This is a genomic window from Roseibium sp. AS2, from assembly GCF_038900065.1.
Taxonomy (GTDB): Bacteria; Pseudomonadota; Alphaproteobacteria; order Rhizobiales; family Stappiaceae; genus Roseibium.
Genome location: NZ_JBBMQN010000005.1, coordinates 587,565 through 603,943 on the forward strand (window position 1 = coordinate 587,565; position 16,379 = coordinate 603,943).

Consider the following 16,379-nt stretch of genomic DNA (forward strand, 5'->3'; position numbering starts at 1 on the left):
CCCTAGTGTCGCAGGCAGAGGGTTTCCGCACTGCGGCACAACACAGGAAGAGGGACGCGCATGTCGAAGGATCCGTTGCTGCAGCCTTACAAGCTCAAGCATCTGACGCTGAAAAACCGGATCATGATCACCTCGCACGAGCCGGCCTATCCGGAAGACGGCATGCCCAAGGACCGCTACCGGGCCTATCACGAGGTGCGTGCGCGGGCGGGCGTCGCCTTGACCATGACGGCCGGATCGGCCGCGGTCTCGCGAAATTCCCCGCCCGTCTTCAACAACATCCTGGCCTACAAGGACGAGGTCGTGCCCTGGATCAGGCGTCTGACCGATGCCTGTCACGATCATGGCTGCGCGGTGATGATCCAGCTCACCCACCTGGGGCGCCGGACCCACTGGAACAAGGGGGACTGGCTGCCGGCGGTGTCGTCGAGCCATCAACGTGAAGCGGCGCACCGGGCCTTTCCCAAGAAAGTGGAGGACTGGGACATTGCCCGCATCATCGAGGACTATGCCGATGCCGCGGAGCGCATGAAGGCGGGCGGCATGGACGGCATCGAGCTGCAGGCTTACGGCCATCTGATGGACCAGTTCTGGTCCCCGGTGACAAACACGCTGGACGGGCCCTATGGCGGGTCGCTGGAGAACCGCATGCGGTTCTCGCTGGAGGTGATCGATGCGGTTCGCCGGCGCGTCGGCGACGACTTCATCGTCGGTGTCCGCTTCACCGCCGACGAGGACCTGGAAGGCGGCATTGCGCCGGAGGAGGGACTGGAAATTGCGCAACGCCTGAAGGCGACGGACCAGATCGACTTTCTCAACGTCATCCGGGGGCATATCGACACCGATCCGGGGCTGACCGACGTGATTCCGGTGCAGGGCATGCGCAACGCACCGCATCTGGACTTCGCCGGCAAGATCCGCCGGGACATCGGCTTGCCGACCTTTCATGCCGCCAAGATCCCGGATGTGGCGACGGCCCGGCACGCGATCGCGGAAGGATTGCTCGACATGGTCGGCATGACACGGGCGCATATGGCCGATCCGATGATCGTCAGGAAGATCGCGGAAAAGCGGGAAGGCGACATCCGGCCCTGTGTCGGCGCCACCTATTGCCTCGACCGCATCTACCAGGCGGGCGATGCCCTGTGCATCCACAACGCTGCAACGGGCCGCGAACTGACCATGCCGCACGAGATCCCTGCGGCGGATATAAAAAAGAAAGTCGTCATCGTCGGGGCAGGGCCGGCAGGCATGGAAGCCGCGCGGGTTGCCGCCGAACGTGGACACGATGTCTGCGTGTTCGAAGCCGCGCCTGATGCGGGAGGTCAGGTGCGCCTGACGGCCCAGTCGGAGCGGCGCCGGGAAATGATCTCGATCATCGACTGGCGTATGCAGCAATGCATGGTACGCGGGGTAAGGTTTCGCTTTAATACATTCGCAGAAGCAGAAGATATAAAACAGGAAAATCCGGATGTAGTTATCGTAGCGACCGGCGGTCTGCCTCACACCGAAGTCCTGAGCGAAGGCAACGACCTGGTGATTTCGTCCTGGGATATCATCGCCTCGGATGTGAAACCGGGCAGGCGGGTGCTCGTCTATGACGACGCGGGCGACCACGCGGCGCTGCAGGCCGCGGAAATCATCGCGAAATCCGGCGCGCATGTGGAGATCATGACACCGGACCGTTCGTTCGCGCCCGATGTCATGGCCATGAACCTTGTTCCCTATATGCGGGCGCTTCAGGACAGGGATGTCCGTTTCACCGTGACCTATCGGCTGAAGGCGGTGCGCCGGTCCGGCAACATGCTGACCGCCGTGATCGGCACGGACTACTCCGCGCATTGCGAAGAACGGGACTTCGACCAGATTGTCGTCAACCATGGCACCATCCCGATGGACGACCTCTATTTCGAGCTCAAACCGTTTTCCAGAAATCTCGGTTCGGTCAGTCAGGACGCGCTGATCTTCGGGCGGCCGCAACCGCTGGACGCCAATCCTGAGGGTACGTTTGCGCTGTTTCGCATCGGTGACGCTGTGTCCGCCCGCAACACCCACGCGGCGATTTACGACGCGCTGCGCCTTGTGAAGGATGTCTGACGAATGCTGCGCTGCGGCAAAAAATCATCCGTGCGTCTGACAGGGATAAGCGGATGCCGCTTTTGCGCAATGCGCCAGGGGGCCTGTGAGCCTAATTTTCGCACCAGGGATCGGCCGGAAGACTCGGCCGGAAAGGATGGGTCACCATGCTCAGCGATGCAGATATTCATTCTCTGTTGATGAGGCGCCGCGCGGGGTATTCCCTGCCGCAGGCCTTTTATACCGACGCCGATGTCTACCAGGCGGATCTCAAGAACATCTGGCAGAAGGACTGGATTTTCGCCGTTGCCGCTGCCGAGCTGCCCAAAACAGGCAATTACGTCACGCTGCAAATCGGCGCCTGTTCGCTCATCATTGTGCGTGGCGCGGACGGTGTCATCCGGGCTTTCCACAATTCCTGCCGGCATCGCGGCAGCCGCATCTGCTCGGCTGGCAAGGGTTCGGCGCCCAAGCTGGTCTGCCCGTATCATCAATGGACCTATGAACTGGACGGCAAGCTGTTGTGGGCGCGCGAGATGGGGCCGGACTTCAAGCCGGAGAACCACGGCCTGAAGACCGTCCATTGCACGGATATTTCCGGCATGGTGTACGTCTGCCTGGCGGACGAAGCACCGGATACGGGCGAGTTGGCAAGACAGGCGGCGCGTTATCTCGGGCCGCATGATCTTTCCAACCTGAAGGTCGCGCACCAGTCCACCATTCTTGAAAAGGGCAACTGGAAACTGGTGCTGGAAAACAACCGCGAATGCTATCACTGCTCCGGGTCCCACCCGTCCCTGTGCCGCACCTTTCCCGACGACCCGAACCTGGTGGGCGGTGACGACGCCTCCACGTCCAATGTCGGCAGGGCGCATGTGGAGCGCTGTGAAAACGCCGGACTGCCCGCCAGCTACCGGATCGCGCCCTCCGAACAATGGCGCCTGGTGCGCATCCCGTTTCTGGGCGATGCGGTCAGCTACACGATGGACGGCAAGGCGGCCGTGTCGAAACGCATCGGTACGGTTCCGTTCGACAACGCCGGCACCTGCCTGTTCTACCATTACCCGAACACCTGGAACCATTTCCTGTCGGATCATGTGCTGACCTTCCGCGTCCTGCCTGTGGGGCCGATGGAAACGGAGGTCACAACGACCTGGCTTGTGCGCAAGGATGCGGAGGAAGGCGTCGACTACGATCTCAAGCGCCTGACCGATGTCTGGATCCATACCAACGACGAGGACCGACGGATCATCGAGGAGAACCAGGCGGGAATTCTGTCGCCTGCCTATGAGCCCGGACCATATTCCCCGGTCCAGGAAAGCGGCGTCATCCAGTTTGTCGACTGGTATGCACGCGCGCTGGAAACCGGCCTTGTCGGACGCTTTCGGGTAGCAGCGGAGTGACACCATGATTCCGATGCCCGGTCGTGATACCCCGCCCTGGAACGCCAGCGAGGTGCTGGAATGCGTCAGCGTGTTGCCCGAGGCTCCGGACGTGAAGACCTTCACGTTCCGGCCGCCGTCCGGAGCGACCTTCGTCTACAAGGCCGGGCAATTCATCACGCTGGATCTGCCCGTGCCCGGCGGCAATGTGCAGCGCACCTACACCATCTCCTCCACGCCGATGAGCAGCGCCTACATCTCCGTGACGGTGAAAGCCGGGCAGGGCAGCGTCGGCACCCGCTGGATGCTGGACAGCCTCTCACCCGGAATGCGTCTCAAGGCGTTCGGACCGGCGGGCCTGTTTCACCTGCCGCCTGACCCGGACGGCAAGTTTCTCTTCATTTCTGCCGGTTCCGGTGTCACACCGATGATGTCCATGGCAACCACGCTGTTCGAGCGGGGGGAGGAGCCCGATATCTGCTTCATCCAGTGCGCCAACAGACCGGTGGACCTGATCTTCCGCAAGCGGCTGGAATACATGGCCAGCCGCGTCAACGGGCTGCAACTGCATTTCGTGGTCAGCCGGAACGACCCCTATGAGGTCTGGACCGGATACCGCGGCCATTTCAATCAGTTGATGCTCGGCCTGATGTGCAACGACTATCTGGAGCGCGAGGTCTATTGCTGCGGGCCGGAAGGTTTCATGGAGTCTGTCCGCGAGATCCTGAATGCCCTTGGCTATGACATGGACCGCTATCATCAGGAAAGTTTCCAGGCGCCCGCGGAAACCACTGCAGAACTCACCGAATTCGACGATGTCGTGCCTCAGGACGATGTGCAGGCACAGATCGTCTTCGCGGATTCGAAAGTGACCGCCTGGTGCGCCGAAACCGACACGGTTCTGACGGTGGCCAAGGAAGCGGGGCTGAATATTCCTTCCGGATGCACCTTCGGTGTCTGCGGGACCTGCAAGATCAAGAAGCGCGCCGGTGAGGTTCACATGGTGCATTCAGGAGGGATCAGCGATGACGATATCGCCGCAGGATACATCCTGGCCTGCTGCTCCAATCCCATCGGCACGGTGGAAGTGGACGTCTGATGCCGCCGCCCATCGGTCATGGTGCGGGAGAAGGTTGGAAATATGCAAAATTTGCGATGTGTCAATGGCATCCTGCCGCTGGTGAGCGTAGTCTGCGTCCATCACAGAGAGGATGTCGCATGATGAACACGTTTCAAACTGCCATGCTGGCCGGGGTCGCACTGCTTGTGGGGGGAGCTGTTCCGTCGGCGGCGCAATCCGCTCCGGAAGGCGTCAGGACCTACCAGGTCGAGGCTGCCTTCGAGGATGTGCGCTTCGATCTTGAAAACGCCATCGTCAACCGCGGTCTTGTGATCGACTATGTTTCCCACATCAGCACGATGCTGAACCGGACGGCAGCGGACGTGGGCAGCGAAACCGAGGTGTTTTCGAACGCGCAGTCCATGCTGTTCTGTTCGGCCGACCTGTCGCGCAAGGCCATGGAGGCCGATCCGCTCAACATCGCCTATTGCCCGTATTCGGTGTTCGTATACGAGCAGTCCGGGAAGCCCGGTACGGTCACGATCGGTTACCGTCAGTTGAGCGAAACCGGTTCGGACGCCTCCAGGGCAGCGCTTGCCAATGTCAATGCGTTGCTGGACGCCCTTGCAAGGGAAGCGGCCGACCAGTAGCCGGGCGCGCGAGCTGCCCCCTCCCTGCATTCTCCCACCGGGCGCTTCGTCCCGGTGGCGGTTCGTCATGGCCGGTGACGTCCCGATTGCCTTTTGTTCTCAGGCAACCGCTCCCCCCCAGATCCTTCTGTCTTCACGAACACAGGCCCGGTCATTCAGGGCCCGGCCAATCAACCCAGATTGACCCACCGGAGCAGGTGAAGCCTGTTGCGCCACCGCTTCGTGCTTTGGGCCTCGAGGACCTTCTGCGTGTGCGGGCCAGGGCGGGTGTTCGGTGTGAAACGGGTTGCTTCCAGAAAGCTGTGCGCGTAGATGTTAAACATTGACTTACATCCTCTTGCCGGTGGTGTGACGGTAATCTGGCAACAAACCGGGGGATATGCGAGTCAGGAAGATTTTTGATATGTAAGGTGGAGTAACAGATGGATTGGCGTTCCCTGCCGTCGCTCAACAGTTTGCGGGCCTTCGCCGCGGTCGCGGAAACCAAAAGTCTTTCGGCCGCGGGACGCGAGTTGAATGTGACGCATGCGGCTGTCAGTCAGCAGGTTCGTGCCCTGGAAGGGGTTCTGGGTCTGCAACTGGTCGCCCGGGAAGGCAGGGGCGTTGCGCTCACGCCCGAGGGTGAACGTCTCTTCGAAGGATTGAGCAGCGGCTTCGAAACCATCCGCGAAACCGTAGATGAACTCCTGCAGGACGACGTCGCCAGGCCGCTCAACATCACCATGACCCCGTCTTTTGCGGTCAGCTGGCTGATGCCGCGGATCAATGATTTCCGTCTGCAAAATCCTGATATCGAGCTGATGCTCAACCCTTGCGCGGATGTCGTGGAACTCCGGCCGGGCGGTGTGGATCTCGCCATCCGCTTCGGAAAAGGACAATGGGCAGGACTGGACTCGGAACTGTTTCTGGAAACGAATTTCGCCATTGTCGGTGCAAGTTGCCTGATCGGCGACCGGAGGATCGATCAACCCGAAGACCTGCTGGACTTCCCGTGGCTGCAGGAATACGGCACCAACGAGCTTACCATCTGGATGGAGCGGCAGGGAGTTGTGCCCAAGGGCAAATTGAACATCACCCATCTGCCGGGCTACATGGTGCTGGAAGGCGTGCGCCGGGGCAACGGGATTTCCGCGACCGCCAAGACGTTCCTTGAGGCGGACATCGCTTCCGGCAGCATGAAGGTGCTGTTCGAGGAGGGTGTCTATCCCGGAACGGGGTACCATCTGGTAACCCGCCCGGGTGTCAAGCGTCCGCCGCTGAAGGCCTTTCTTGGCTGGATGCGATCCTTGCGATCCGAGCAGGCGCAACGCGACGGTGAGGGCGGCTGAGCCTCACAGCCTCGCGAGCGCCTGGTCGAAATCGGCGATCTGATCATCGGAGTGTTCGATTCCGACGGACAGTCTGAGCAGGTTCTGCGGTATGGCGGAGTTCGCCCCTTCGATCGTGAAGCGGTGCTCAACGAGGCTTTCCGTGCCGCCGAGCGACGTTGCCCGCTGGAACAGGTCCAGCGCGCCGGCCACGCGCAGGGCTTCTTCCTTGCCGCCGTTGACCTGCACCGACAAAAGCGATCCGAACCCGCCGGTCATCATGGATTTGGCAAGCTCGTGCTGCGGATGGCTGACAAGTCCCGGATAGAGGACGGTTTCGACCTTCGGGTGCGCATCGAGAAAAGTCGACAGCTTGCGAGTGTTTTCATTCATGCGCTCGACGCGCAAGGACAGTGTTCTGAGGCTACGCAGCAGCAGCCAGGCCTCGAAGGATCCCAGCACGGCACCGGCCAGTTTACGTTCTTCCTTGATGAACGCCCAGGCTTCGCTGCCGGCGTCACGGGAGGTGACGACACCGCCCAGCAGATCCGAATGGCCGTTGAGGACCTTGGTGGCCGAATGCATCACCAGATCCGCGCCGAGGGCCAGCGGCTTCAGGATCAGCGGCGTGGCGGCGGTGGCATCCACGCATGAAACCGCGCCTACCTGGCTGCAACGTTCGGCAATGCTGCGGATATCGGCGACTTGCAAAAATGGATTGCTCGGCACTTCCAGCCAGACAAGGTCAGGCCTTGTCACCGAAATCTCCTCCAGAAAGACCTCAAGGTCGCTGGTCCCGGCTTCGACAAGGGCGACGTTGTTGCGGGCGCAGAGCTTGCGCAGGAACAGCGTGGTCCCCCAGTAAATTCCGGACTGGACCAGCAGAGTTCCGCCGGGCCGCACCAAACGGGTGATCGCCGCGATAGCGGCCATGCCCGAGGCAAACAGCCGGCTTTCGGCCCCGCCCTCGAGCGCCGCGATCAGACCCTCGGTCTTTTGATAGAGCGCGTTGTCGTCACGGCTGTAGAGATGCGTGGCGCTCACCAGTTCGTAGTTCTCGTCCCGGACAAAGGTTGTCGCTGTCTGGATCGGCGGCACCACCGCCCCGGTCGCGGCGTCGTGACCACCACCGCCGTGGGCCAGCAGGCTGTCGACATGGAGGCCGGAGTCGGCCAATGGCATTTTGGGCATGATAAACTATCCGTTTGTAGGGAGCGGTGGGCAGTCGGGAAAACGGCGGCGGGTTACCGTTTCAGATGACGGGTAAGACGGGCTTCGATCCTGTCCCAGACCCGGCGGAGAACCTCGACGATCATGAGATACAGCACGGCAGCCCAGATATAGGCCTGGAAATCGTAGGAGCGCGAATAGGCCCGTCTGGTTTCGCCCATCACGTCGTAGATGGTGATGATGGAGGCAATGGCGGAGCCCTTGATCATCAGGATGATTTCGTTTCCATACGGGCGCAATGCGACCATCAGGGCTTGCGGCAGGATGATCTTGAAGAACGTGACCGGTCTTGACAGGCCGAGCGCCTCGGCGCCTTCCCACTGGCCCCTGGGCACGTTCTGTATCGCCCCGCGCAGGATCTCCGCTTGATACGCCGCCGTATTGAGTGAAAACGCGAAAATCACGCAATACCAGGCTTCCCGGAAGAAGCCCCAGAGCCCGACTGCTTCCAGTTCCGGCCGGAACGAGCCGGCGCCGTAGTAGATCAGGAAGGTCTGCGCAAGCAGGGGGGTGCCGCGGAAGAAATAGACAAACGCGTATGCCGGGGCGGAAAAAATCTTCCACCTGGACGCCCTCGCAATCGCGACCGGAAGGCTCAGCAAGGCACCGATGAGGAGCGAGAGGCTGACGATCTGCAGCGTAATCACAAAGCCGTTGACGTAATTGGGCCAGTACTTCAGCACGAACGGGCTGGCGATATTGGACCCGAGGTAATGGACCAGCGAGATGCCGGAAACGATCCAGAGCGCCATCAGCACATGCCCCAGGATCCGGGCGTTGGTCCAGCGGCGAGGCCGTGCCGGGGGGCGTTGCATGCCTGTTTCGGGGGCGGCCGCGATCATCGTGGGCTGTCTCCCCGTTTGCTCCAGTGTTCAATCCGGGTGAGACCAGCGGACGAAATCATCGCCAGAACCAGATAGACAAGGCACGCAACGCCGAAAAACAGAAACGGTTCCTTGGTCACGCGCGCTGCTATGCCCGCCTCCCGTACCAGATCGGCCAGCCCGATGACGGAGACCAGGGACGTTTCCTTCACCAGGATCAGCCACAGGTTTCCGAGGGCTGGAAGAGCAAGACGGATCAGTTGCGGCAGAATGATGAGCCGCATTGTCTTGAAGCGCGACATGCCGAGCGCCTTGCCGCCCTCGTACTGGCCTTCCGGGATGCCGCGAAAGGCGGACAGAAAAGCCTCGGACGCATAGGAGGAAAAGACCAGGGCCAGGGCAACCATGCCGGCCACAAAGGAATTCACTTCGAAATAGGCATCGTAGCCGATCAGTTTCAGACCCTGCTGAATTCCGATCTGGACACCGAAATACACCAGGAACAGGGTCAGAAGTTCCGGCAGGCCCCTGAAAATCGTGGTGTAGATGTTGGCAGCGAGCTTGAGGCTCGGCTCGGACGAGTTCTTTGCAAGTGCAATCAGGAAGCCCAGGATCAGACCGAAGGGCAAGGTCGCGAGTGCCAGAGACACTGTTACCAGAACGCCGAGCGCAATGGTATCGCCCCAGCCGCCTTCGCCAAATGACAGCAGCGTCAAAGCTTCGTTCATAAGCCGGCGCGTCTTTCTTGCTTGTTGGAGTTGGTCAGGCCGCCGCTCTGGCCGCCACTCTGGCCGTTCCGCAGGTCAAGTCCCGCAGCAACAGGGTGCGGCACGTCTATGCGCCGCACCCGAATTTGGTCAACGAGGCTCGGTTCAGCCGCCGTAGACGTCGAACGTGAAGTGCTTGTCGTTGATTTCCTTGTACTTGCCGCTCGCCAGGATGCCCTCGATGGCCGTGTTGAACATTTCCTTGAGGTCGCCGTCGTCCTTGCGGATGGCGATCCCGGCGCCTTCGCCGTTGATGACCGGATCCGGGGTCAGGGTGCCCAGCAACTTGCAGCAGGCGCCGTCATCGGTCGCGAGCCAGTCGGACAGGACAACGACATCGTCGATCACGCCGTCGATGCGGCCGCTGGCGACGTCAAGCTTGTACTCGTCCGGGGTCGGATAAAGCTTCAGCTCTGCCGAGCCAAGCTTTTCTTCGGCATAGTTGGAGTGGGTGGTGGAGGACTGTGCACCAAGAGTGACACCCTTGAGATCGGCGTCGGATGTGCCGGCGATCTTGGAATCCTTCGGCACGGCGATTGCCGGCGGGGTGTTGTAGTACTTGTTGGTGAAGTCGACCTTCTGCTTGCGCTCCTCGGTGATCGACATGGACGCGATCACGGCATCGAACTTGCCGGCCTGAAGAGCCGGGATCATGCCGTCCCAGTCCTGGGTGACGAATTCGCACTCGACCTTCATTTCCTCGCAAAGGGCGTTGGCGATATCGATGTCGAAGCCGACCAGTTCACCATCGGCTGTCAGTGAGTTGAAGGGAGGGTAAGCGCCTTCGGTGCCGATGCGCACCTTGGACCAGTCTTTCGCCTCAGCGCCACCCACGACGGCCAGCACTGCAACAGCGGCCGCAGCCATACGCAAAACACGCATATTCAGTTCCCCTAATAGTGACTTCGCGGCGCAAGCGGGTTCTTCCCGCCTTTTTGCCCGAAAGCTCTATTCCATACACTTCAGCCCAGATTTCAAGCATGCCTATGAAAAAAACACTTGGCCATTTCTTCCGCAACGCGATTTTTCCGCAATGCCGCTTGGGAAGCCTCGCCGTGTTGTGGAAAATTCCCGCCGTTGTGCGTACCCGATCAGGCGATTGGCAGAATTTGCGACCGGGCGGGCAGGGGGGCGGATATTCGCAAACGCGATGAATGTCATGAACTTCTTGAATTGGAAGCCTGGCGCGCGGCAGCGTAGGAAACAGGACCAGACGAAGCCCTGCACCTTGCCTGCCGCCCGCAAAGGAATACCGCGATGCCCGATCTTGAGCTTTTCATTGGCAACAAGAACTATTCCTCCTGGTCGTTCCGGCCGTGGATAGCGCTGACACACAAACGGATCCCGTTTCGCGAAAATCTGGTTCCCTTCGATTTCGAAGCCGGCAACCCGGATTTCGCGGCATTTTCCCCGAGCCGGAAAGTGCCGGTTCTGAAGGATGGCGACCTGACGGTCTGGGACAGTCTTGCGATCCTGGAATATGCCGCGGAGCTTTTCCCGGAAACCGGCCTCTGGCCGGAATCGGGCGCGGCGCGCGCGACGGCGCGCTCCGTTTCCGCCGAAATGCATTCCGGCTTCGCAGCATTGCGCGAGGCGTGTCCGATGAACATGCGTCGGGAAAGAACCGCGCTTGCAGTCGATGACGCCGTCAAATCTGATATTGCCCGGATTGTCGATATCTGGAGCGACTGCCTGAACGTGTCCGGAGGGCCGTTTCTCTTCGGCGAGTTCACGATCGCAGACGCGATGTATGCCCCGATTGTGAGCCGCTTCGACAGCTACCGGCTCTCAGACGATGCGGTCGCGGGCCGGTACCACGATACAATGACCGGCACCGCCGCCTGGACGGCCTGGGAGGCGGCAGCGGTCAGGGAGCCGTGGACCATTCAATCCGAAACCGTTTAGGGCGCTGGCAGACCCACGTCGTTCTATCGCATGCCGAAGCTGGAAAAGGGCAGGAAGGTGACCAATCCCCCCTGGGTCACGGAGGTCGCTTCCTCCGGGATTTCCACCAGCCCGTCAGCCTCCCGCAATCCGGTGATCAGGCCGGATCCGTCACGCATGAACTTGTGCGCTTCCGGTTTGCCATCGGGGCCGGGTTTCAGAAAAGCACGGTAAAACTCCCGCCGGTCAGGTTTCTTGCGGGGAATTTCAAACGCGGCCGGAACCTGAAATGACTGCGGGGCGAGAAAAGGCCCGCCTCCCAGAACGCTCATGACCGGCCGCGCATAGAGCAGGAAACAGACCATTGCGGCAACGGGGTTGCCCGGCAGTCCCAGGAAAACGCAGTTGCCGATGCTGCCGAACATCATCGGGCGGCCGGGCTTGATGGCCAGTTGCCACATATGCCGTGTTCCCAGACCGTCGAGCGCCCGAAGAACGTGATCCTCTTCGCCCCGGCTGGCGCCACCGGTGGTCAGGATGACGTCGAAGCGGTCGGCGGCCTCCTTGAGTGTTGCCGTCACAAGCGCGCCGTCGTCCCTGACGATGCCAAGATCCTCGATCTCGACAGGCAGGGTTGCGCACAATGCACGCAGCAGAAAATGGTTGGAATCATAAACGTCGCCGACGGTGATCAGGTCGCCTGGACGGCGCAGCTCGTCTCCCGTCGAGACGAGAGCCACCTTCAGCTTGCGGAAAACGGGGACTTCGGCGCGGCCCGCCGAGGCGATCGCGGCCAGATCCTGAGCGCGCAGGCGCTGCCCGGCGCTCAGGATGGTCGTGCCTTCGGCCACATCCTCGCCTGCCAGTCGGCAATTGGCGCCTTTCCTGAGGCCCTGCGGTACGATCACGAAATCCTGGCCGTCCTGCTGGTGCTGTTCGCAATCCTCCTGCATGGCCACCGTATCCGCTCCCGGCGGCATGACGGCTCCGGTGAAGATCCTGGCCGCGCCCCAGGGCGCGAGGCCGGCCCCGCCGGACTGGCCTGCGGCGATTCTCTGCTCAAGGCGAAAGAAGCCGCCAGCTTCGTCGAAATCACCGTGGCGGAAGGCATAGCCGTCGACCGCGGAATTATCCGCCAGGGGAATATTGCGCGGCGCGGACAGATCGTCAGCCAGCACCCGTTCCAGCGCCGCTTCAAGCCGGACCGTTTCGACAGTGGCAACGGCCGTCAACCGGTCCTTCAGGATCGTCAGCGCTTCATGGTGCCGCAGGCGGTCCTTGTCATGCAGGAAACAGTCGTCAAGGAGCTGTTTGCCCGTCATGCGGGAAGCCTTTCAAGACCAAGCCGGACCTGGATGAAGTCCGCCATGGCCGGTACATCGTCCAGATCGAACACCGGCAATGGCTCGCCCGGAAGCGTGTGATCCGCCGCGATCGCAAGAATGTTCGGGTCAAACGACGCCAGGGGGCCACGATCCCTGGTTTCAAGGCGTCGTGTCTCGATCTTGGGATGGTTTTCCCGCTTGTAGCCTTCGATCAGAACGAGATCGCACGGGGCCAGACGGGCGAGAATGTCCTCAAGGGGCGGTTCTTCCTCGTCCCGCAATTCATGCATCAGGGCCCAGCGGCGGCCGGAAACAAGGGCAACTTCCATGGCGCCCGCTTCCCGGTGGCGATAACTGTCGGCCCCCGGCTTGTCGATGTCGAAATTGTGGTGGGCGTGCTTGACGGTCGACACCCTGAGGCCGCGCCGCGTGAGTTCGGCGACAAGCCGGCTCACGAGTTGGGTCTTGCCGGAGTTCTTCCAGCCGGTGATGCCGAAGACGGGAGTCGTTTTCATCTGGAATGCTGGCTCAATGCGTTTCGGACGGTGGTCAGGTCGTCAGGACTGTTGGCGTTGAAGAACGGATCCAGGCCGGTGGCCGGATCGGTGCCGAAGGCGACCTCTATGCTGTCGTGCCGGTCGACAAAAGCAAGGACCTTGCCGTTCTTTCCTGTCTCCAGCCAGTCTTGCAGGTCAGGCCGCAAGGCCACAGGCCACAGTCCGAAAACAGGGTGCAGCCTGGCCGCGGAGGAAGCCATCGCCACCACCGGCCTGTCGACCGGGACGGCAGTGCAGAACCGGTCCACGAGGTCTTGCGGAAAAAACGGCGTGTCGCCGGCGATGGAAACCACATGGGTCACGCCGGGCCGGTTGTCCTGTGCATAAGCCAGACCCGCCAGCACACCGGCAAGCGGGCCTGCATGGTCACCGACCGGATCGGCGATCACCGGAAGTTCGAACCGTTCGAACCGCTCCGGATCGCCATTGGCGTTCAGGACGATATCCGTGAGCTGCGGGGCGAGCCGGGCGAGAATGAGGTCCAGCATCGACTGACCGCCAAGATCCATCAGGCTTTTGTCACCACCGCCCATGCGGCGGGACTGACCGCCCGCCAGAACGCAGCCCAGCATCTTGTCCCGGGTCAATGTCGCGCGTGCTGTCGTCATCGTGCCGGTACACTCCCTTTCCGCCGGTTTCTGTCCGGCTCCTCCTCGACGTGGCCGGGATCCATGTCGAAGTCTATGCGGTCCTGTCCCGCCAGCGTGACGAAACGCTTGCCGCGGGCGCGGCCGATCAGGGTCAGTCCCGCCTGCCGTGCCAGCTCCACGCCCCACGCCGTGAAGCCGGACCGGGATATCAGAATGGGAATTCCCATCATGACCGTCTTGATGACCATTTCCGAAGTCAGGCGTCCGGTGGTGTAGAAAATCTTGTCATGGGCCGGTACGTCATTGAGCACCATCCATCCGGCGATCTTGTCGACGGCATTGTGGCGGCCGACATCCTCCATGTAGACGAGGGGCCGGTCCTCTTCGCACAGGACGCAGCCATGGATTGCACCGGCTTCCAGATAAAGGGAAGGGGTGGTGTTGATCGTTCTTGTGAGCGCGTAGAGCCACGACGTCTTCAGCCGTGCCTCGCGGGGCAGCGACACGGTATCGAAGCCCTCCATGACATCGCCGAACACGGTTCCCTGCGCGCAGCCGGAGGTCCGCACCTTCTTCTTGAGTTTTTCCTCGAAGTCGGTTTCCCGCTCGGTGCGCACGATCACCACATCCAGGTCGTCGTCGAAGTCGATGTCCGTGATCACGTCGTCATCGGCAAGCATGTTCTGGTTCTTCAGATACCCCACCGCCAAAAGGTCCGGGTGATCCCCGATGGTCATCATGGTGACCACCTCCTGCGAATTCAGGAAGAGGGTCAGTGGCTTCTCGGTCACCACCCTGGTTTCGACGGGGTCCCCGTTCTGGTCGATACCGCTCACCGTGGTCGACAAGCCCGGGACCGACGGATCCGGTTGCAGGATATAAGGGCCTGTCACAGCCGCGCGACTCCATGCTCTGTTGTTTTTCCAACACTATTGGAGGCGCTTGCGCCAGGGCAAGAGATTACTTTACCGCTTCGGTTCGGGAGAGAGCCATCATGGCGCCGCCAGCCGGACGCCGCCGGAACCGCGCCGGACATACCGAAAAAACCGGCGCCGGAAGCGGAACCGGGACATGGAGGTCACAGCAAACGCAATAAAAAGATCGCTGCCTCTTTGCAAAGGCGTTTGGTGAGCCGGCGGCTCAGATCATGAGCATGTCGTTGGTCAGGCGGCCTTGCTGCAGTTCATTGGCGAAATGACTGAACGCGAGATAGGCTTCGTCGCGTGTCACGTCGCTCGGGTGGTCGAGCAAGGGCCGCAAAAGCTCGTTTCCGGCAGCGGCCACGCCGTCAGTCAGGTCACGGAAGAACATCAGCGAATTCGGAAACAGCCTGAAATCGGCCGGTTCGTGAATGATGCCCTCGATATCGTGCAGACGGGAATCGTTCATCACGCAATACACGGTCTCGAGCACCGGGCCGGTGCGTCCTTCCAGGATCTGGATGATGTGCTGGTCGACAAGCAGCAGCGCCCCGGTGACGCCGGCCTTCCGGTTGATACGGCGAATTCGCAGCAGTGTCTTGTCGATTTCATCGGGCAGGGGCAGACGCATCTCGTTCCATCTGATCTTGCTTCTGTAGCAGGCTCGATAAAGTTCCATGACGTGTCCCATCCGTTGGCCGATGAATCCAGCCTGCGCTCCAATTCCTCACATTTGCTTAAAATTTGAATCAAATTGGAAGAAGACCGATGAGGGTTACCCATCCGTTGCCAAGATTTGCGGAAACATGTGCTTGAGCGCCCAGGCGGCGGATCAAGAAATTTGTGTAAAACAACGAAGGTTCATCTTTGTGGGGAGAAGGCGTTTGAATCGCAGGCGGCCTCTTGAATAGTCGGACTTTTTTGAGACGGAAATTCTCCGGTGGTGGAATCAGCCCTGCGGTCGTTCAGAAGGGCCGTTCCTCGCCCGACCACTTGAAGAACTTGCCGGTGTCGGCAAGTGTGAGGCGTTCGCCGATCTTCAGAATGCCGGCGGCGACATCGACCGGAGAATTGTCCGCCTGCGGTCCGCCCATATCCGTGCGCACCCAACCCGGATCGACCAGTGCCACCGGAATGTTCTGAGGCTCAAGCTCGGTTGCGAGCCCTTGCATGACCTTGTTGATCGCGGCCTTCGACGCGCGGTAGGCGATCGTGTCCGGTTTTCGGTAGCCCATCCAGGACATCTGGCTGGACACCGTCAGGATGCGGCCGTTTGCAGACTGCTTCAGGGGCGCGAGAAACGCCTGCGACACGGCCAGCGGCGCGAGCGTGTTGACGCTCAGTGTTTCGGCGAAACCGTCGAAATCCATGTCGAGCGGTGTTTGCCGCTTCGGACCGATGATACCCGCATTGTTGATCAGCAGGTCCAGCGGGCCGGGCAGCGGTGCGGCGGCCGCGCGAACGGCGTCGTGATCGGTCACATCGAAGACCAGCGGCCGGAAATCTCCTTCCGGGAACTCGGCTTCAAGGAGATTCGCCGTGTCCGTTGCCAGGTTTTCGCTACGCACCGATCCGTAAGCAGTCCAGCCGGTGGAAAGGGCGGCACGCGCAAGTTCAAGTCCGATGCCGCGATTGGCAGCGGTGACGAGGCAGACGGGCATGTTCAGGTCCTGATGTTCTGGGTAGCGGGACGCAGCCGGTGAAGATCGTGCCGGCCACCAGTCCACGGTTTCATGAATGGCAAGAAATGATGTGAGTTGGAGTGGCCCTCGTCAAGGCGCGCAAGCGGAGAATATGCGGCGCATTT

The 16,379-nt window shown here is 61.1% G+C and carries 16 protein-coding genes; 6 read left to right on the plus strand and 10 right to left on the minus strand.

Annotation, left to right across the window (positions count from 1 at the left end; genetic code table 11):
• Positions 1-60: 60 nt before the first annotated feature.
• The 5 genes from WNZ15_RS17770 to WNZ15_RS17790 all read left to right on the plus strand — a co-directional run bounded on the left by WNZ15_RS17770 (position 61) and on the right by WNZ15_RS17790 (position 6,496).
• On the plus strand, positions 61-2,097 hold the full coding sequence (locus tag WNZ15_RS17770; protein WP_342894330.1) for an FAD-dependent oxidoreductase: 2,037 nt from the start codon (positions 61-63) through the stop codon (positions 2,095-2,097).
• Positions 2,098-2,243: 146 nt separating this feature from the next.
• The gene (locus WNZ15_RS17775; RefSeq protein WP_342894331.1) at positions 2,244-3,479 is read left to right on the plus strand and encodes an aromatic ring-hydroxylating dioxygenase subunit alpha; all 1,236 of its coding nucleotides are present in this window, start codon (positions 2,244-2,246) and stop codon (positions 3,477-3,479) included.
• Between the two features lie 4 nt (positions 3,480-3,483).
• A complete protein-coding gene (locus tag WNZ15_RS17780; protein WP_342894332.1) occupies positions 3,484-4,557 on the plus strand; it encodes a hybrid-cluster NAD(P)-dependent oxidoreductase in 1,074 nt (357 codons plus the stop codon).
• Positions 4,558-4,676: 119 nt separating this feature from the next.
• Positions 4,677-5,168 (plus strand): DUF302 domain-containing protein, encoded by a 492-nt coding sequence (locus tag WNZ15_RS17785; RefSeq protein ID WP_342894333.1) that lies wholly within the window; start codon positions 4,677-4,679, stop codon positions 5,166-5,168.
• A 422-nt stretch (positions 5,169-5,590) separates the two neighbouring features.
• Entirely contained in the window at positions 5,591-6,496 is a 906-nt protein-coding gene (locus WNZ15_RS17790) for a LysR family transcriptional regulator (RefSeq protein WP_342894334.1), read from the plus strand.
• Positions 6,497-6,499: 3 nt separating this feature from the next.
• On the opposite strand, the gene WNZ15_RS17795 is transcribed toward WNZ15_RS17790, so the two are convergent.
• The 4 genes from WNZ15_RS17795 to WNZ15_RS17810 all read right to left on the minus strand — a co-directional run bounded on the left by WNZ15_RS17795 (position 6,500) and on the right by WNZ15_RS17810 (position 10,178).
• Positions 6,500-7,666 carry an aminotransferase class V-fold PLP-dependent enzyme gene (locus tag WNZ15_RS17795; protein WP_342894335.1) on the minus strand — a complete coding sequence of 389 codons (1,167 nt, stop codon included), beginning with the start codon at positions 7,664-7,666 and terminating at the stop codon, positions 6,500-6,502.
• A gap of 53 nt (positions 7,667-7,719) precedes the next feature.
• Positions 7,720-8,547 (minus strand): ABC transporter permease, encoded by an 828-nt coding sequence (locus WNZ15_RS17800; protein WP_342894336.1) that lies wholly within the window; start codon positions 8,545-8,547, stop codon positions 7,720-7,722.
• Positions 8,544-9,257 (minus strand): ABC transporter permease, encoded by a 714-nt coding sequence (locus WNZ15_RS17805; protein ID WP_342894337.1) that lies wholly within the window; start codon positions 9,255-9,257, stop codon positions 8,544-8,546. Before WNZ15_RS17805 ends, WNZ15_RS17800 begins: the two co-directional genes overlap by 4 nt.
• A gap of 144 nt (positions 9,258-9,401) precedes the next feature.
• Positions 9,402-10,178 carry an ABC transporter substrate-binding protein gene (locus tag WNZ15_RS17810; RefSeq protein ID WP_342894338.1) on the minus strand — a complete coding sequence of 259 codons (777 nt, stop codon included), beginning with the start codon at positions 10,176-10,178 and terminating at the stop codon, positions 9,402-9,404.
• Between the two features lie 375 nt (positions 10,179-10,553).
• On the opposite strand from WNZ15_RS17810, the gene WNZ15_RS17815 reads away from it, so the two are divergent.
• On the plus strand, positions 10,554-11,201 hold the full coding sequence (locus WNZ15_RS17815; protein WP_342894339.1) for a glutathione S-transferase family protein: 648 nt from the start codon (positions 10,554-10,556) through the stop codon (positions 11,199-11,201).
• Between the two features lie 23 nt (positions 11,202-11,224).
• Here the strand turns inward: WNZ15_RS17815 and glp are convergent, their stop codons facing one another.
• The 6 genes from glp to WNZ15_RS17845 all read right to left on the minus strand — a co-directional run bounded on the left by glp (position 11,225) and on the right by WNZ15_RS17845 (position 16,233).
• On the minus strand, positions 11,225-12,502 hold the full coding sequence (glp, locus tag WNZ15_RS17820) for a gephyrin-like molybdotransferase Glp (RefSeq protein ID WP_342894340.1): 1,278 nt from the start codon (positions 12,500-12,502) through the stop codon (positions 11,225-11,227).
• Entirely contained in the window at positions 12,499-13,020 is a 522-nt protein-coding gene (mobB, locus tag WNZ15_RS17825; RefSeq protein WP_342894341.1) for a molybdopterin-guanine dinucleotide biosynthesis protein B, read from the minus strand. Before mobB ends, glp begins: the two co-directional genes overlap by 4 nt.
• The gene (gene mobA / locus WNZ15_RS17830; RefSeq protein ID WP_342894342.1) at positions 13,017-13,670 is read right to left on the minus strand and encodes a molybdenum cofactor guanylyltransferase MobA; all 654 of its coding nucleotides are present in this window, start codon (positions 13,668-13,670) and stop codon (positions 13,017-13,019) included. Before mobA ends, mobB begins: the two co-directional genes overlap by 4 nt.
• Entirely contained in the window at positions 13,667-14,545 is an 879-nt protein-coding gene (gene fdhD, locus WNZ15_RS17835; RefSeq protein WP_342894343.1) for a formate dehydrogenase accessory sulfurtransferase FdhD, read from the minus strand. The genes mobA and fdhD overlap by 4 nt, the downstream gene beginning before the upstream one ends.
• Positions 14,546-14,792: 247 nt before the next feature.
• Positions 14,793-15,251 (minus strand): BLUF domain-containing protein, encoded by a 459-nt coding sequence (locus tag WNZ15_RS17840; RefSeq protein ID WP_342894344.1) that lies wholly within the window; start codon positions 15,249-15,251, stop codon positions 14,793-14,795.
• 286 nt (positions 15,252-15,537) lie between these two features.
• Positions 15,538-16,233, minus strand: a complete 696-nt coding sequence (locus WNZ15_RS17845; protein WP_342894345.1) for an SDR family NAD(P)-dependent oxidoreductase — start codon at positions 16,231-16,233, stop codon at positions 15,538-15,540.
• Positions 16,234-16,379 lie beyond the last annotated feature (146 nt).

Bases quoted from the DNA above. Each gene is read 5' to 3' on its own strand.
- WNZ15_RS17770 (WP_342894330.1), top strand. From the start codon at position 61: ATGTCGAAGGATCCGTTGCTGCAGCCTTACAAGCTCAAGCATCTGACG.
- WNZ15_RS17775 (WP_342894331.1), top strand. From the start codon at position 2,244: ATGCTCAGCGATGCAGATATTCATTCTCTGTTGATGAGGCGCCGCGCG.
- WNZ15_RS17780 (WP_342894332.1), top strand. From the start codon at position 3,484: ATGATTCCGATGCCCGGTCGTGATACCCCGCCCTGGAACGCCAGCGAG.
- WNZ15_RS17785 (WP_342894333.1), top strand. From the start codon at position 4,677: ATGATGAACACGTTTCAAACTGCCATGCTGGCCGGGGTCGCACTGCTT.
- WNZ15_RS17790 (WP_342894334.1), top strand. From the start codon at position 5,591: ATGGATTGGCGTTCCCTGCCGTCGCTCAACAGTTTGCGGGCCTTCGCC.
- WNZ15_RS17795 (WP_342894335.1), bottom strand. From the start codon at position 7,666: ATGCCCAAAATGCCATTGGCCGACTCCGGCCTCCATGTCGACAGCCTG.
- WNZ15_RS17800 (WP_342894336.1), bottom strand. From the start codon at position 8,547: ATGATCGCGGCCGCCCCCGAAACAGGCATGCAACGCCCCCCGGCACGG.
- WNZ15_RS17805 (WP_342894337.1), bottom strand. From the start codon at position 9,257: ATGAACGAAGCTTTGACGCTGCTGTCATTTGGCGAAGGCGGCTGGGGC.
- WNZ15_RS17810 (WP_342894338.1), bottom strand. From the start codon at position 10,178: ATGCGTGTTTTGCGTATGGCTGCGGCCGCTGTTGCAGTGCTGGCCGTC.
- WNZ15_RS17815 (WP_342894339.1), top strand. From the start codon at position 10,554: ATGCCCGATCTTGAGCTTTTCATTGGCAACAAGAACTATTCCTCCTGG.
- glp (WP_342894340.1), bottom strand. From the start codon at position 12,502: ATGACGGGCAAACAGCTCCTTGACGACTGTTTCCTGCATGACAAGGAC.
- mobB (WP_342894341.1), bottom strand. From the start codon at position 13,020: ATGAAAACGACTCCCGTCTTCGGCATCACCGGCTGGAAGAACTCCGGC.
- mobA (WP_342894342.1), bottom strand. From the start codon at position 13,670: ATGACGACAGCACGCGCGACATTGACCCGGGACAAGATGCTGGGCTGC.
- WNZ15_RS17840 (WP_342894344.1), bottom strand. From the start codon at position 15,251: ATGGAACTTTATCGAGCCTGCTACAGAAGCAAGATCAGATGGAACGAG.
- WNZ15_RS17845 (WP_342894345.1), bottom strand. From the start codon at position 16,233: ATGCCCGTCTGCCTCGTCACCGCTGCCAATCGCGGCATCGGACTTGAA.